Raw genomic sequence first — 16,521 nt, 5'->3', positions numbered from 1 at the left:
TAGGAGATAAAAAAGGTTCCAGTTATCATAAGGTGATAACTGGAACCTTTTTTTATGGCGTTATTCTTTGTCTGTAAAGAGGGTTACGCTAGGTTCACCGCCATTCTTCTTATATAAGCGGTAAACATAGTCGTCGGTAATGGCTTTAACTTCTTTGCTAAGGAAAAGCATTGGTATCACGTTAAAGATGACAACAAAGGCGAGCATTAGATCAAGGAATTGCCAAACAAATTGCAAGCCACCAATTGCTCCAATATATATTGCCACAAGGTATACAATACGCATCGATTTCGCGGCGGTTAATCCTGATAAGAATTCTGCCTGTTTTTCTCCAAAGAATATGAGAATCCCAATCGTTGTAATAACAAAGAACAATAGGAATATAGCAACAAATATGCCACCAAATGTTGTTCCATAGAAATCGGAAAAGGCAACGGTAATCATGCTAGAGGCATTTGCTGATTCTACTTTTGTCCATGCACCTGTGATGAGGACAAGGATACCAGATACCGTACATATGACGATGGTATCAATAAAAACACTAAAGACTCCCCAGAAAGCTTGTTTCGAAGGGTGATCTGTCTGTGCAGGAGCATGTGCGATAGGCCCAGTACCTAAACCAGCTTCATTGGAGTACAACCCGCGAGCGATCCCCCAGCGAATGGCCTGAGCGATTGCAGCACCGGCAAAACCTCCTGTTGCAGAGATTGGGGTAAATGCATGGGTGAAAATTAAGCTAAACACAGTTCCTAGCTGGTCCGCATTTGCGATAATAACAATTAAAGCTAGAGTTAGATACGCCAAAACCATAAAAGGAACAAGTTTATCGGTAACGTTGGCAATCCTTTTTATGCCACCAATGATAATGACGCCAATTACAAGAAGTACTCCGATGCCTGTTGCTTGTACTGGCCAATTAAATGCCCCTTGAAGCTGTGTAGCTATCGAATTTGACTGTACCATAACGCTAGGAATAATTTCTAGCATTAAAAACACTGCAAATAAGGTGGCGACTACTTTCCAGCCTAAAGCTTTCCGTATATAGTACTGCGGGCCACCTACCCACTCACCTTCTTCATTTTTCTCTCTGTATTTCATACCAAGCACAATCTCACTATACCTCGTAGCCATTCCTATTAAGGCTACCATCCACATCCAAAAAAGTGCACCCGGTCCCCCGGGTGAAATGGCTATGGAACACCAACGATGTTTGTAGCACCGGCTGTTGACGCGAGAGCAGAAGTGAATGCTTGAAAAGGGGTAATGGTTCCCTTGTGTTTGTTCTTTTTAAATACTTGTCCAATTGTCTTGCTAATGATGTGTCCAAACATCCGAAATTGAAAGAACTTTAAACGGAAGGTGTAAACTAACCCTGTAATGATTAAGAGAAAGGATAATACATAAGTCCAAAAGAAATCGGATATGGTTGCGATTAAATCTTCAAATCCTGTCATGTTGTCATCTCCAATTTTTAAATTTGTTTTTCTCCGATACCCGCTCATGCTAAAAGTTAGTCATCAATTTACCTAAGATTCGATGTGTGCGTTATCTGTAAACATGTATACAAATATGTATACAAAAGAAAACAATAATGTAAACATGTATACAAACTAGCTTGCAAGCTGATATAACAACGAATGCAAAAATGCACACATGTATACATAAAAGAATGCGAAAATAGTAGGATTGCTATTTTCCAAAAAAACTATTAACCTAGTAATTACGGTTAATGTAATATGAAAAGCGAGAAGCCCGTTAAGCAATGGACATACTGGAGAGCTGCTGAGGAGATAAAGGAAACCCGCGGAACGAAGAGAAGCGAGGTTGACTTATTGAAGGAAGAAGATCGAAGTATGCAAATTGCTGGGCGACCGAGCTAGACAAGGAAAAGCGAGATCGGCCATTAAGTAATGTGGAAGCGGTGAACTTGCTAGTCTTACAATTATATTTTCCTATCTATATAAAAAGGAGATTTTCTATTATGACAAAATCAAGAATTGCAGCAGTGGATGTAGGAAATGATGCCTTGAAAGCAAACTTTGGAAAAATGGAGAATGACGTCTATATTCCAAATGTGGTTGCACAGGACATGGAGGACCGTCCAGTTATCGGAATAGAAGAATTGGATGAAAAAGATGTATTAGATAATTTACATATACGTGTACACTCCCCTGCCCTAGAGGAGAACAACGTCGTTTATCGTGTTGGTAATTTAGCTACAAAAACAAATAACTCAACAGAGCTGGACATTGGAAGTAATAAATCCGAAGAGGATCAAACACTTGTAATGCTATTTGCCTCTCTAGCGTTGGATGCAGTAGAATCAGGTGCATTCAAAGCAGGCAAAAACGATGTCATAGATGCCAACTACACGCTTGGTACTGGATTACCATTGCGTGAAGTAAAAGAAGGAAAGGATGTTGGCTACAGATCCCAGCTCCTAGGTTCCGTGCATCAAATTGAATTTTTAATTACACCTAAACATCAAGGTAAAAAAGTAAACATCAAATTTGATGAAGTAAAGGTATATCCTGAAGGCTTCGCTGCCTATGTTAACCTCATCATGGATAACGATCTTAACGTTATCAACAAGGAATTAATTGATAAACAGATTCTTATTCAGGATATTGGTGGTTTATCAACAGATATTGCGGTTATCCGCAATCGTAATGTGGATGATGATAAAGCACAAGGCTTTAATCTAGGGGTATCCGAGTCATTGGAGCAAATTCGCGAAGAAATACGGATTAAACATGGTGTAGAACTGGACAGCCGTAGAGATGTGGTGGACATTATAACCAGAAATAATGACAGACACCATATTATGGTAAAGGGAAGCAGAACAAATGTGCATGATATTACAGATCACATTTTGCTTGAACTCGCCAAGAAAGAATATAGATTCCTCCGTAATGTATGGGCAAAAAATTCTCAATCCGAGATTTGCTATTTTGTTGGAGGCGGATCTGCTGTCCTTAAAGATTATCTGAAAGCATTAAATAATAAGCTTGATGGGTACAATATCGAGTTTTTTGAAGATGAAAATGAGAGTATCTGGATGATGGCAAATGCTTACTACAAGCTAGTTACAGACTTTGCGAGAAAAGCAGAAAAAGAAAAAGAGAAAGTAAAAGAAGAGACAACTACCACAGCTAAAGCTAAGTAGGGTGAGTGTGCATGACAAAGAAAACAATTGAAAGAGGGCAGTCGATCACATTCCGTGTGCCTTCTGATACACCTGATTATCTTTTAAAGCAGCTTCAACAATTAAAAGAAACAGCGCGCAGAAACTTTTCAAGTGAAATTGCGCAATTTGTCTTAAAGGGGCTAAATGAGGATCATACAAGGGAGCGGGAAACCATTACCGTTCCCCTCCCCCAAAAGCTAACAAAAGAACAAAAAAGCTGGCTTAAGCATGAACATTCGGAAGCGCTGATCGGAAGTCTTATCTATCAGTTATTAAGTGATCCAATGCGTGCTACAACCTTGCTTGCTTCACTTAACAGAGACGCTTATGATCTAGATAAAGAACCACCTACGTATGAGGCCAAGGAGCAAACGGAGAAAGAAGAGTTCCAGATTCCGGAAAACGTGGAGTTTGACTTAGATGATGTCGATATAGATGGCTTGGAGATAGAGCCAACAGAGAGTGTGAAGCAAGAGCAAGAAGAGGAAAATCCCTTAGGTGACTTCTTTGCCAGTATGAATAAATAGAAAGCTGTCATGATAAGTGAGCATACTTATTATGGCAGTTTTTTTGTGCTCGGAAAGTATACAATTTAATAGCCCTAGGTGTTGGGGACGCGTACACGATTGCTAAAAGAAGAGCAAATGTGATAACCACAAATAGGTTAATACATTCATTTTCATAATGAAAAATATAATAAATAAGCTATCTGCGAAAACTTTTGTGAGATTTTTAAGGTATATAGAGTATAACGTTATTTAAAAGGAGGATTGGCGCTGTTGATGGATAAAGAAAGCAAGCTCATAAAGAAGATTAAAAAAGGCGATCAGCGAGCGTTTAAGAAATTGTATGACGTGTATGCCGACTACTCCCTCCGGACAGCGTATGGCATTACCGGAAACCAGGCTGACGCGGCTGATATTGTGCAAGAAGTTTTTATTAAATTATACCGAAACATACACTTATTCGATATGAAAAGGCCATTTAAGCCATGGTTTTATCAATTATTAGTAAACGAGGCAAGGCGGTATATTGGAAAAAAGGCAAAGCAGGCAATCAGTGTGGAATCAGAAGAATTACTTGATTATTTGCATACAGGCGCAGAAGATGAAGTGGATTTTGAGGATCTCGAAAATGCGATGGATAAACTGGAAGAAAACCACCGTACTGTACTCATATTAAAATACCTGAACGATTTTACAGAAAAGGAAATAGCGGAAATTCTTGAGTTGAATCTAAATACTGTTAAATCACGACTGTATAAAGCGCGAAGGAAGCTGAAAACGTTAATGGGGGGTGTCGCAGATGAGGAATAAACAACAATTTGATGATAAATTGCGAGAAGAAATGCAAAAACGTATTCACGTTGATTCCGAACTAAAAGAAGAAACATGGAACAAAATTCATCAAACTATATTTGAAGCTAAACGCCCAAGCAAATCGAAGAAGAAAAGCTTCGTTGCGGCATTAGGTACTATAGCAGCAGCAATTATACTCCTTACGTTCGGGCTTATGACAGATACTGGCCAGGCGATGCTCCAAAATTTGAAAGATATGTTTGTTGAGGAAAAACAGGAAGAAATTGAAATAGAAGGTCAAAAGGAAGAGAGCAATACCCAACTGGAAACGAATGAAGCATTGCGCTATGTCATCTATGTCGACGAAGACCGATACAAAATGGTTAAAGGAGAGGAAGTTGACCGTATCGAAACAAAAGAGCCGTTAGGTGATCGTTATCCCGATGTTTATATGGAGATTAGCCGAAGAGAGAATACGACAACGGAAGACGTTTTGGAAGATATCGAACAAGAAATAACAGCTGACGGATTAGAAGTAGTTAGGCAGGAACATGTAACAGAGCCGCTTGAAGCAGAAGTAATTCAAGGGATGGGGAAGGAAACAACGAACGAATCTGGCAAAACAGGACATCAATGGGATACACCAATTCACCGATACTATGTGACAGAAACAAGAGAAAACCAAGTGTTTGTTATTAAACAGGCATATTTCCTTGAGGCGGAAGAAGGTCACGGAGCACGTTTTCATTATATGCTGGAGAGCTTTGAAATAGTGGAATAGAAGAGGAGTGTTAACATGTGTGGTTTTGTTGGGATTTTATTAAAAGAGGATGCACTACAATTTAGCCCAGATCATTTAGACGAAATCAAGGCTAGTAGCGACCTGATTCACCATCGTGGCCCTGATGAGGATGGATTCTATTCCGATTCTACTATAGCCCTCTCATTTAAGCGATTAAGTATAATTGATCATGAAGGTGGCCAACAACCATGGGCATTTGGAGAAGATCGCTATCGTATGGTCTTTAATGGTGAAATTTATAACTTTAAACAATTACGCTCACAACTTGAGGAAAAAGGATATGAGTTTATTACAAAGTCAGATACAGAGGTAGTTGGTGCAATGTTTTTAGATAAGGGAGTAGATGCTTTTGTAGAATTACGGGGAATGTTTTCGATTTTAATATGGGATAGACAAGAAAAAGTAATATATGGTGCAAGAGACGCCTTTGGAATTAAACCATTCTACTATACGGAGAGTGACAGCGAGCTTATACTGGCATCCGAAAAAAAGAGCATTACCTATTTATCTCAACAGCAAGCAATAAATGAAAGAGCATTACAACATTATATGTCATTTCAGTATGTACCAGATCCGATGAGTCTAACAGAAGGGGTGAAACGTTTAGAGCCGGGGCACTATTTTATAAAAGAATGGAAAGAGCCTATTAAAAAACAACGTTATTTTCATGCAACTTTTGAGCCGGTAATAGGGAATGAACAGCAAATTATTCGTTGTGTCCGAGACGTGCTAATTGACTCCGTTGAAAAACATATGCAAAGTGATGCGCCACTGGGAGCCTTTTTATCTGGCGGCATCGATTCGACTTTTATTGTTGCACTTGCAAAAGAAATTAATCCACACATTAAAACTTTTTCGGTAGGGTTTAAGGAGAACGGTTACTCCGAGGTTTCTGTTGCAGAAAGAAGTGCCGAAGCATTGGGGGTACAAAATTCCAGCTATCATATCACGGCAGAAGAATATGTGAATGCACTGCCTAAGATAATGTGGCACATGGATGACCCATTGGCAGATCCGGCTTGTGTACCGCTTTATTTTGTTGCCCAAGAGGCGGGGAAGCATGTGAAGGCAGTTCTTTCTGGTGAAGGGGCAGATGAGCTTTTTGGTGGCTACAACATTTACCGCGAATCCGCATCTTTAAAGGGCTTTGATTATATGCCAAAGAAACTGCTCCATCTCTTAAATTGGCTAGCGTCTATTTTCCCAGAAGGGGCGAAAGGCAAAAGCTTTCTAGAACGTGGAACGACACCACTTGAAAAAAGGTACATTGGGAATGCCAAAATGTTTGAGGAAGCGGATAAGGAGCAATTACTTCAATACTATTATAAAGAATCGAGGTATGAAAATTGGACCTCCCCACTGTATCAAAATGTGCAAAATTCCCATAAGGTTCATCAGATGCAGTATATCGATATACACACATGGCTTCCTGGTGATATTTTGCTGAAAGCAGATAAAATGACAATGGCACATTCGCTTGAACTTCGGGTTCCATTTTTAGATAGGGAAGTATTCGAGATTGCAAGATGTCTACCGGTGGAAACCAACTTTACATCTGGCACCACTAAATCAATCCTAAGAAAAGCAGCCGAGGGAATTGTTCCAGAACATGTAGTGGATCGAAGAAAATTAGGATTTCCTGTGCCAATCAGGGAATGGTTAAGAAACGAACTGTATGATTGGGCTAAAATGCTTATTAATGAAAGCGAAACAGATCACTTGCTAAGGAAGCAGGTTGCCATGGAGTTATTGGATTGTCATGCTACCGGGAGAAGGGATTATTCTCGCAAGCTATGGACAATTCTAATGTTCATGCAGTGGCACCAAGTCGTTATTGATAAGGAATATGACGTAAGCACCCAAACTCAATTTAAGCAGCCTACTAGGATGACTTCCTAATATGCCAGCATAATAATAGAGATGTGTGTCAAACTAACTCTAAGAATTGAAGGGCATAGGAGTTGTTTAGATGGAATTCGACTGGATTTGGAAGTCAATTATCATTGTATTAGGAGGGACCTTTTTATTACGGTTAGCAGGTAGAAAGTCAATCTCACAAATGACGTTGGCTCAAACGGTTATTATGATTGGGATTGGTTCCCTACTAATTCAGCCACTTGCTGGGGCGAATATTTGGACCACGCTAGGTGTAGGTACAGTTCTTGTTTTAACATTAATTGCGATGGAGTTTATCCAAATTAAAGGGGATTTTTTCGAAAATCTTATTACAGGTAAGTCCAAGGTTTTAATAAAAGATGGGGTTATACAAGAAGCGAGTTTGAAGAGGCTACGGTTAACGGTAGATCAATTGGAGATGAATCTGCGCCAACAGAACGTACAGCGGATAAATGACGTTCAGTGGGCAACACTTGAGCCCAATGGCCAGGTTGGTTTCACCTTAAAGCCAGATTCACAGCCAGTAACAAAAAAGGAATTTCAACAGCTGGCTGATGATTTAAAGACTTATTTACAAACCATGACGCCAACGAAGGAAGTAGAACAGCTACGTAACCAGCTAGCGTCTTTATCAGCCCAGGTTCAACAATCTAATGTTGATTCAGAGGGGCTTTTCAAGGAAGTGGAATATAAGCATCATGAGAATACACCGCCAAAACGGTTGCAGTAGTCAATTTCTTAAAGGATTAGAGTCAGATAAAAGAACAGCATGAGATTATAATGTGTTATTGGTTCCCCCTTAACGTTTAATTTAAAATGTTAAGGGGGGCGCAGATAAAGTCAAAAATATATTTTCAGTGTAGCTTATCTATCAAACAGTGCTTTCATGTCGACGTTTTCCCTCTTGTCGGGCGGTGTCTCGAACATAGGTTTCTTTGTAAAACCAAAAGCCCCGGCTATAAGATTACGGGGAAAGGTAGAAATCAGCTGATTATACTTCCCTGTATGCGCATTAAAATTGCGACGTGCTGCTTGAATTTGTTCTTCGATATTATTAATCGAACGCTGAATATGCAGGTAGTTCTCATTAAACTGGATTTCCGGGTAGCTTTCCATGTTCATCATAATATTAGGCATTTCTTGCTGAAGGGTATTGTGCGCTTTAATTTTTTCATTCATATTAGGCGCATTCATGACACCTGCTCTTAACGCTGTTACATCTTTCAATACTTCCATTTCTTTATCCGTTGCAACTCTAGCTGTTTGGACGAGATTGTCCAGTTGATCCACTCGCTTCATTAAAAAAGCATCCAAATCACTAAAAGCATTTTCCACATTTACTTCCTGTTTCTTCATCTTGTTATAGCTCAAGATAAAAAATAAAATAAAAATAACCGCTACCGCTACAATAATTATCATGCCTGTATCCATATAAACCCTCCTCGTTACGCTTTATTCCTTATTCCATATTCTTAAATTAAGATTTAGTTCATCCACTAGCTCTAGGGCAATATTAATGTCGTGAAAGTAACCCTTCATTACTTCTTTCGTTAAAGGCAAATAGATGCTAAACGTAAAATGCTCTTTTTCTGTTGGTAGCAAGAAATACATTTTACCATCCTTAAAAGAGAAGTAAGGTGGATTTACAAAGTTTAATTGTGGGGAGTATCGTGCATTCATCGCAATTTGAGATGCTTCTTTAAATGAAGCTGGTTTGGGGATCTCTTTTGTTCGATCCCGTGTTGTAAAGGAAAGTAACCTGTTCATGAAATTTGGTGTCAGGATATATCTCGCTGTAATCTGATCTGTTGTTCGAACATCAAAAGTATCCATAAAGTCGATGTCTTCCAGTTCTACCGCTTCTAACCTATCCTTACTGTTCTTTTTCTGCTTTTTGGCTACCGTCCGGTCATTTTGTGGGGTGACAATGGTAAGCCCATCAAAATCTTTATTGAAATCAGCCACAAAAAAGAGGCCTTTGAATAATGGGCGGATACGTTGCTTTTTCTTACCTTCTCTATCTTTAAAGGGAACAACGTGGAAGGCTTTAACTTCCGAAAACATTAGCTCCGTTTTAGGTTGGCTCTTACTTCCTTTTACACTGCTGCCTACACTTCCTTTAATTAAGTCATCTCCTCTATACCGATTTGGGTCGATATCGAAAATGTTTGAGTTAATAAAATCCTCTTGCGGAACGTACCTTCTTCGAGAATAAGTAAATCTTCGGTTAATAAACTTCACAATATCTGTGACAAGCTCTTCCTTTATCTTTTTTTCAAGTTCCCTACGATTTCTTTCTATATCTTTAAAAAGAAAGGTACAAATAAAAAGGATGCCAAAAAATAGATAGCCTATAATAAAGGGCCAAAAGAAATAGCTTAATAGTAATACGACAACAGCGGGCAATAGTTTCATTGCCTGTTTTTTGGTAAGGCCTATTGCTTTTCTTCTTTCAGCTTCCAGACGTTCAACATCGCTTTTTAGCTCTTCTTCATAAAACGCATCAAATTCTTCCTCTGTTTTTGCAAATCGCTCAAGCTGGTATGCCTCATCCCACTTTTTCATCCGTTTCCTCTCCCGCTTTTTGTTATGGATAGTATAGCAAATTATCCCAATAAACTAGGAAGATAAATGAAAAATAATCCAAAAGCACTATGCGACAAGTCTTGTTTATCTGGATGGAAACAAAGGGAAAGGATAAACAATCATAAATGAGAGGAGAGGACATATGAACCACAAGAATGAAGGGAGAAAAATGCCCTTCACATCTGTCGGGAGTGGAAACGTACAATTAGTTGCTGATAAGGTGCACTGCTATACAAACCAAATTGTGAATGTATGTTATGTAGGTGATAAAGAGGAATGGGTGCTGGTTGATGCAGGGATGCCAGGTTCTGCTTCTAAGATTAAGGCAGAGGCAGAGCAGTTGTTTGGAGAAGGAGCAAAGCCAAAGGCAATTATTTTAACACATGGACACTTTGACCATGTAGGTTCTGTAGTTGAGCTTGTAGAGGAGTGGGGTGTGCCGGTTTATGCTCACCCGTTAGAAGTTCCATACCTAACAGGTGAAACGCGTTACAATGAACCCGATCCAAGCGTGTCAGGTGGTATGGTTGCAAAGTTATCTGCATTCTTCCCAAATAGACCAGTCGATCTATCAGGGCACATTCATAAGTTGCCACACGATGGGACGATTCCGTTCATGCCTGGTTGGCAATGGATCCATACCCCTGGCCATACACCAGGACATATTTCTGCATTTCGTTTTACTGATAAGACGTTAATTGCAGGGGATGCGTTTACAACAGTGAAACAGGAAGATATGTTGGAGGTTGTACAACAGAAGATGGAGATTCATGGGCCACCAAGGTATTTTACGCCTGATTGGGAGGCTGCAGAAGCGTCAGTGAAAAAATTAGTACATCTAAAACCACTTCATGGTGTCACGGGGCATGGTGTACCTGTTTCGGGTGACAAGTTGCTTGATGGGTTAACATATCTAGCTGATCATTTTAAAGAGATAGCCGTTCCGAGTCACGGACGATATGTAGAAGGAGAGAGATAAACAGAATTGAGGGAAACACAAATGCCGAATGGTAGTTGAGCATTAATAACTGCTTAAATTCATTCGGCATGTTTTAATAGAATCCCTCCTCTCTATTAACTAGAAAAATAGGTGAGAGAGAAAAAATATTTTTTAAATAGATAATGGGTGAAAAACAACGAAATGATAAGAAATCCTAGATTTTTATGAGCATTTTTGGAGTTCTTCTTTGCTTGATTTCATTTTTGCAATATGGTAGTCTTTAAATACAAGATATTGGTGATTGTAAAGAAAAAAACACTATATATAGTGTTTTTTATAGTTTATAATATATTAGCAACATGATTAAAACACCGGAAAACGGCGCTAAAAAGCATAATCGCGCACGTTCTACTTTACCATAAAACAACCTAGAAAAGGTAGTTAAATTTTAGTGAACTTCTAGTTTTGCTTAACGTTTTGAATCTCCGTGTGTATTCTCGGTTAAAAATCGTTCATTATTAGTCTGATGAGCGGTTTTATATTGAGAAAACTAGGGGAAGCAATTACATAGATTAAGAGGAGGATTCATCGTGAATACCGTAATTCTATCCAACGAAGAAAAAATAATGCAGTTAATTGACGAGGCAGCACAAGGTTTGAATGTCAATACAGAGGCTTATAAGCAAAAAGCGGCAAAAGCCATTCATGCTGAGATGACTGATGAAAAAGTGACAGATACACTTGTTAAAAATGCGCTGGAAAATATTGATGAAGCAGCACCTGAATGGACATATCTAGCAAGTAGAATCTATCTGAATCGTCTTTACCGTCTTGCGGGTGAAAACCGCCATTACGCACCTGAAAAAAAATACGGAGATCTATACGAGTTGATCCAGACACTAACAAATGAAGGTGTTTATGCATCAAACCTGCTAGATAAATACACCAAAGCTGAAATTAATCAGTTTGCGAACATGATCGCCCCTGAAAGAGATCTGTTATTTAATTATCTAGGACTACACACCATTGCAACACGTTACCTTGCAACAGATCATGAAAAGAATATCTACGAGCTGCCACAGGAACGTTGGATGGTTATTGCGATGTATCTTATGCAAGATGAGAAATCCTCCCAAAGAGAGCAACTTGTTACAGAAGCGTATTGGGCTTTAAGTAACTTATATATGACAGTGGCAACACCAACGCTAACAAATGCAGGGAAAACACATGGCCAATTATCCAGCTGTTTTATTGACACAGTAGACGATAGCCTGCAATCCATCTATGATAGTAATACAGATATTGCCAAGTTATCGAAAAACGGTGGCGGAATTGGTGTTTATATGGGTAAAATCCGTGGTCGTGGTAGCTCAATTAAAGGCTATAAAGGCATGTCAAGCGGTGTCGTGCCGTGGATTAAGCAATTAAATAATACGGCAGTCAACGTCGATCAGCTTGGAACGAGAAAAGGTGCGATCGCAATCTACCTTGACGTTTGGCATCATGACATTGAAGCATTCCTTGATCTTAAGTTGAATAACGGCGATGACAGAATGCGCGCACATGACATTTTCACTGGTGTCTGCCTTCCAGACTATTTCATGGAGCAGGTAGAAAACAGGGGAGACTGGTATCTATTTGATCCACATGAAGTCCGTGAAGTAATGGGATATTCCCTTGAAGATTTCTATGATGAAGAAAAAGGTGATGGCGAATGGCGCAGGAAGTATGAAGAGTGTGTACAGTCTGATCTTCTTACAAAGAAACAAGTACCTGCTATTTCGATTATGAAACGCATCATGAAGTCACAATTAGAATCAGGTACACCATTCATGTTCTACCGTGACGAAGTAAATAGACAGAACAGTAACGAGCATAATGGTATGATTTACTGTTCAAACCTTTGTACGGAAATAACGCAAAATCAGTCACCGACTGAATTTCTGGAAGAATATGTAGAAAATGAAGATACCATTGTTAAGAAATATAAAGCTGGCGATTATGTGGTATGTAATCTAAGTTCCATTAACCTAGGTAAAGCTGTCCCTGACGGTGTTTTAGACCGCCTTATTAAAATACAGGTTCGCATGCTTGATAACGTTATTGATATAAACACATTGCCAATCAAGCAAACGCAAATGACAAACCAAAAATACCGTGCTATCGGGCTTGGAACATTTGGCTGGCATCACCTTCTAGCATTGAAGAACATGAAGTGGGAGACAGAGGAAGCTGTTCAATTTGCAGATGACCTTTATGAACAGGTTGCTTATCTGACGGTTAAAAACAGTATGGAATTAAGTAAGGAAAAAGGCAGCTATCCAGCGTTTGCCGGAAGTAACTGGGAAACAGGAAGCTATTTCACGAAAAAAGGTTATACCGACGAGAAGTGGACTGCATTAAAAGAAGAAGTTGCAGCTAACGGGATGCGAAATGGTTATCTTATGGCGGTTGCGCCGAACTCAACTACAGCTATGATTGCAGGCTCAACAGCAAGTATTGATCCGATATTCAAGGCCTTCTACAACGAAGAGAAGAAGGACTTTAAAATTCCAACAACGGCACCTGACTTAAACCATAATACGTACGATATCTATCGTCGTTCTGCGTATATCGTAGACCAACGCTGGTCTATTAAGCAAAATGCTGCAAGACAAAAACATATTGATCAAAGCATTTCATTTAACTTTTATGTGCCAAATACAATAAAAGCATCTGTTTTACTTGATCTTCATATGCGCGCTTGGAGTGAAGGATTGAAAACAACCTACTATGTCCGTTCTACATCCAACGATGTCGAAGAATGTGAGTGGTGTCAAAGTTGAATGCACTAATAGCGTATCTTTCTTATAGTAGTAATACAAAAGAGGTAGCGGAACTTATTGGAGAACAGCTGGAGGCTGAAGGCCTTCAGCTGGATATTCACCGAATTGGTATCGACCAGCCTATAGATGCGCAGCATTATGATTTTATTTTTCTTGGAACTTTTACGTGGGATATGGGTTCCACCCCTGATGAAGTGAAGGACTTTGTGCTCGAAGTCGGCTACAAGCCTGAAAACGTAGCTGTCTTTGGCACAGGGGATACCCAGTTTGGGGGCGATGCACTGTTCTGTAAGGCAGTAGATAAGCTCACAACATTTTATCACAGCAAATGGGCTGGACTAAAAATCGAACAATCCCCCCGTGGCAGCCAGGAAAAGAAAGTAAAGAACTGGGTGGAAGGAGTACTTAATTATGCAAGAAGCTATGCTTAAAAAGGCTAAAACACTAGAGCCGTTAAACCCAAACAAATCGACGGGAATTTTCGGTGGGAAATCCAGCGGCATATTAAACTGGAATGACATTGCCTACCCACACTGGTACAAGATGTACAAGCGACTGATCGGAAACTATTGGCAAGCCGATGAGGTCAATATGTCCAGTGATGTAAAACAGTTTGCTTCACTGGATAAGTCTGAGCAAGATGCCTATTTAAAAATTATTGGTCTCTTGTCAACATTGGATGCACCACAAACACGGACAGCATTATTGCTTTCTTTGTATGCGAGTGATGCTTCTGTTCAATCGATTATGGCAGTAATCGCCCAGCAGGAAGCAGTGCATAATGAAAGTTATTCTTATGTGTTGTCTTCCGTTGTTTCCCTGGATGAACAGAATGAGGCATTTCAGCTTGGGCGGAAAGACCCCATTCTTCTAAAGCGAAATGAGAATCTCGTTAAGCAATACAATGCTTTTGTGGAAGAACCAACAATGGAAAACATTTTAAAAACGATTGTCTACACTTCATTACTTGAAGGGATGTTCTTCTATTCTGGGTTTGCCTTTTTCTATAATTTGGCTAGACATAATAAAATGGTCGGGACGTCTACGATGATTAGTTATATTAACCGGGATGAACTAGAGCATGGCCGGTTTATCGCGGAACTATTCCGGGCAGCATTGGATGAAAACCCTTCTTATAATACCCCAGAGTTCATTGAATGGGTATATGAGCAATTTAAAGAATCTGTTGACTTAGAAATCGAATGGTCCACTTATGTCCTAAAAGATGTAGAAGGAATCGATTTGGACGAGATGGCAGGCTATGTTAAATATCGTGCTAACAAAATGCTTCGGATGCTTGGATTAAGCGAGATATATCCAGAGAACTTAGAGAATCCTATGAAGTGGATTCGCGCTTATGTGGATAACTTTGATGGTACAAAAACGGATTTCTTTGAACAGAAATCAAGACAATATACCAAAACAAGTGACCTAAACGGTTTTGATGACTTGTAAAATGATAGTTTAAATAAAGATGCTTGGATAATCTCCAAGCATCTTTGCTATATGAATCGAATCCTTATTCATCTGTACGTAATGTAACGACAACAATTTCGGGGCGGTTAAAAACTCTTAGTGGAAAAAGGCTGTTACCGAGCCCTCTATTTACAATCATTGTCGTGTCGTTTGCTATATGTTCACCGGAAGTATACATAGGTAATAACCCTTGATTCGGGGCAATTAAACCACCTATAAATGGAATTCTAACCTGTCCTCCGTGAGCGTGTCCTGAAAACACCAAGTCAATCCCATATTTACTATAAAGAGATAATAATTCAGGTCTATGTGATAATAAAACTTGGAACGTCTCCTCATCGTCAACATCTTTTAAAGCACTCTCAATATAATCTCCGGTTGTCACGACGTCAGACTCAATCCCATTGTTATGCGAAGGGTCATCCACTCCTATTAGTCTAATTTTCTCTGACCCTAGAGTGATTTCCTCTGTTGCATTTCTCATCACATGTACACCAGTATTTTTTAACTTTTCCTCTAATGAATTGAATTTCTGTGACCGCCATTCGTGGTTTCCTGTTACATAATACACTGGGGCAATATCCACGATTTTTTCCATCAACTTGATACTAGGTTTCACGTCATATCGCCTTGAATCTATTACATCACCTGTAAATACAATGATATCTGGCTCTGCCTTTTTAATTTTTTCGACTAGGTAGCTTTGATCATCCCCAAAAGACTTGTTATGTAAATCAGATAGTTGCACAATTTTATATCCATCAAACACTTCTGGCAGGTTATCCGATTGTTTCGTATGTTTACTGATTACGATAGAATTGTTTTGATAATAAAAGAATACGATTAACAAAACGATTCCAATTAACACGTATAACCACCACTTTCTTAATATCTTTTTCAATGTGTATCTCCTTTGTTTTTTATCATAATTACTCTAAAGGTGATTATAACATCTTAGAGATTTGCACAATCCTCTTAATCACGGAATCTACTTCTTCGGTATGCTTCATTACAAATAGATAGTCTGCTTCTTCCTCTTTAGGATCTACGATGTCTTCTAATTGGGATTCAGCTTGTTGCCTTAGGTGCAATTCCAAAACTAGTATAAGCCCCTCTAAATATATTTGTACTACGCCTGCTTCGGATAATTCTCTCCATGAGAACATTATCTGGGATATCAAAATGAACCAGAATACGAACAAACTGTTTTTTATTAAAGAGTCCTTCTAGTAACTCCAATCGACTTTTTTGGCTTCGGTTTGAGTTACAAACAATAAGGTGTAACTCAGTATTTTCTATAGCATAATGAACAATTAACTGAGAGAGGCTGTGTTTAAGTATGTTTGGTCCTTGTTTTGGCTGCAGTTTGGCATAAAAAGTGTTTAAGAACGCTGCTTGATTGTCTTGGTCCATTACGAAAGAGTTATCCAATTCTTTATCTAAGGCTCTAGCAAATGTAGTTTTGCCACTATGTGTTTTACCAACAGTCATGATAACTAATCTTTTCATTA

13 protein-coding genes and 2 pseudogenes are annotated in these 16,521 nt (G+C 39.1%); 10 read left to right on the top strand and 5 right to left on the bottom strand.

From position 1 onward, the window contains the following. Nucleotides 1-60 precede the first annotated feature (60 nt). Nucleotides 61-1,331: pseudogene (locus tag BN988_RS14875) on the bottom strand (alanine/glycine:cation symporter family protein). 650 nt (nt 1,332-1,981) lie between these two features. Between BN988_RS14875 and BN988_RS14870 the strand changes: the two are divergent. From BN988_RS14870 to BN988_RS14845, 6 genes are all read left to right on the top strand, one after another. Beyond that, nucleotides 1,982-3,166, top strand: a complete 1,185-nt coding sequence (locus tag BN988_RS14870) for a ParM/StbA family protein (protein ID WP_036577703.1) — start codon at nt 1,982-1,984, stop codon at nt 3,164-3,166. A gap of 11 nt (nt 3,167-3,177) precedes the next feature. Beyond that, complete coding sequence (locus BN988_RS14865; protein WP_036577701.1) at nt 3,178-3,714, top strand: hypothetical protein; 537 nt, start codon at nt 3,178-3,180, stop codon at nt 3,712-3,714. 255 nt (nt 3,715-3,969) lie between these two features. Then, nucleotides 3,970-4,503 (top strand): RNA polymerase sigma factor, encoded by a 534-nt coding sequence (locus BN988_RS14860; protein ID WP_036578260.1) that lies wholly within the window; start codon nt 3,970-3,972, stop codon nt 4,501-4,503. Continuing rightward, nucleotides 4,493-5,266, top strand: coding sequence for a hypothetical protein (locus tag BN988_RS14855; protein WP_036577697.1), 774 nt, complete (start codon nt 4,493-4,495; stop codon nt 5,264-5,266). Before BN988_RS14860 ends, BN988_RS14855 begins: the two co-directional genes overlap by 11 nt. 15 nt (nt 5,267-5,281) lie before the next feature. Continuing rightward, nucleotides 5,282-7,186 carry an asparagine synthase (glutamine-hydrolyzing) gene (asnB, locus tag BN988_RS14850; RefSeq protein WP_036577695.1) on the top strand — a complete coding sequence of 635 codons (1,905 nt, stop codon included), beginning with the start codon at nt 5,282-5,284 and terminating at the stop codon, nt 7,184-7,186. 70 nt (nt 7,187-7,256) lie between these two features. Next, on the top strand, nt 7,257-7,913 hold the full coding sequence (locus BN988_RS14845; protein WP_036577693.1) for a DUF421 domain-containing protein: 657 nt from the start codon (nt 7,257-7,259) through the stop codon (nt 7,911-7,913). Between the two features lie 134 nt (nt 7,914-8,047). On the opposite strand, the gene BN988_RS14840 is transcribed toward BN988_RS14845, so the two are convergent. Together BN988_RS14840 and BN988_RS14835 are read right to left on the bottom strand one after the other, a co-directional pair. Beyond that, nucleotides 8,048-8,614 (bottom strand): LemA family protein, encoded by a 567-nt coding sequence (locus BN988_RS14840; RefSeq protein WP_036577691.1) that lies wholly within the window; start codon nt 8,612-8,614, stop codon nt 8,048-8,050. Between the two features lie 21 nt (nt 8,615-8,635). Continuing rightward, nucleotides 8,636-9,748 (bottom strand): DUF3137 domain-containing protein, encoded by a 1,113-nt coding sequence (locus BN988_RS14835; RefSeq protein WP_036577689.1) that lies wholly within the window; start codon nt 9,746-9,748, stop codon nt 8,636-8,638. 163 nt (nt 9,749-9,911) lie between these two features. On the opposite strand from BN988_RS14835, the gene BN988_RS14830 reads away from it, so the two are divergent. The 4 genes from BN988_RS14830 (at nt 9,912) to BN988_RS14815 (ending at nt 14,989) form a co-directional block, all read left to right on the top strand. Continuing rightward, nucleotides 9,912-10,748 (top strand): MBL fold metallo-hydrolase, encoded by an 837-nt coding sequence (locus BN988_RS14830; RefSeq protein WP_036577687.1) that lies wholly within the window; start codon nt 9,912-9,914, stop codon nt 10,746-10,748. Nucleotides 10,749-11,335: 587 nt separating this feature from the next. Continuing rightward, entirely contained in the window at nt 11,336-13,534 is a 2,199-nt protein-coding gene (locus BN988_RS14825; protein ID WP_051558064.1) for a ribonucleoside-diphosphate reductase subunit alpha, read from the top strand. Next, nucleotides 13,531-13,965 (top strand): flavodoxin, encoded by a 435-nt coding sequence (locus tag BN988_RS14820; RefSeq protein ID WP_231495257.1) that lies wholly within the window; start codon nt 13,531-13,533, stop codon nt 13,963-13,965. The genes BN988_RS14825 and BN988_RS14820 overlap by 4 nt, the downstream gene beginning before the upstream one ends. Continuing rightward, entirely contained in the window at nt 13,946-14,989 is a 1,044-nt protein-coding gene (locus BN988_RS14815; protein WP_036577682.1) for a ribonucleotide-diphosphate reductase subunit beta, read from the top strand. Before BN988_RS14820 ends, BN988_RS14815 begins: the two co-directional genes overlap by 20 nt. Before the next feature lie 64 nt (nt 14,990-15,053). On the opposite strand, the gene BN988_RS14810 is transcribed toward BN988_RS14815, so the two are convergent. Beyond that, complete coding sequence (locus tag BN988_RS14810; RefSeq protein WP_036577681.1) at nt 15,054-15,911, bottom strand: metallophosphoesterase; 858 nt, start codon at nt 15,909-15,911, stop codon at nt 15,054-15,056. A gap of 43 nt (nt 15,912-15,954) precedes the next feature. Continuing rightward, a pseudogene (locus BN988_RS14805) lies at nt 15,955-16,519 on the bottom strand (AAA family ATPase). Nucleotides 16,520-16,521: the final 2 nt, after the last annotated feature.

The sequence above is a fragment of the Oceanobacillus picturae genome, from assembly GCF_000612865.1.
GTDB classification, from domain to species: Bacteria; Bacillota; Bacilli; order Bacillales; family Amphibacillaceae; genus Oceanobacillus_B; species Oceanobacillus_B jordanicus.
Note: the sequence above shows the minus strand (reverse complement) of the source record. Positions and strands in the feature narration are given on the sequence as shown.